Consider the following 358-nt stretch of genomic DNA (forward strand, 5'->3'; position numbering starts at 1 on the left):
GGGCATTGGCGCTTCGTCGACATGCGCCACGTCATGAACGTAAAGCGGTGTGCCGCCCGCAGCGGTACGCAGCACGATGTTGCCGATGTCGGTTGTGTTACGCAGCAACCCCTCGCCGCGGATGATCGATTCTCCGCCGTTGTGCTCGATCGTCGCGCCGCCTGTTGCGCCGTTGTTCATCTGCACCGCATTGAAGATGTCGCCGACCGACAGGCCGTAACGCGTGAGCGCATTGTCGTCGACCTGCACTTCGTACGTCTTCAGGAGGCCGCCGTTCACATTCACGTTGACCACGCCTTGCACCTGGCGCAGCCTTGGTGCGATCTGCCAGTCGAGCAGGGTGCGCAACGTCATCAGC

General features: G+C 62.3%; 1 protein-coding gene. It reads right to left on the minus strand.

The features are described 5' to 3' along the window. Positions 1–358 (minus strand): efflux RND transporter permease subunit (locus tag P0D89_RS54300; RefSeq protein ID WP_408371596.1); only part of this gene is annotated, 358 nt, incomplete at both ends.

The organism is Paraburkholderia sp. RL18-085-BIA-A, from assembly GCF_046027075.1.
Classification (GTDB): Bacteria; Pseudomonadota; Gammaproteobacteria; order Burkholderiales; family Burkholderiaceae; genus Paraburkholderia.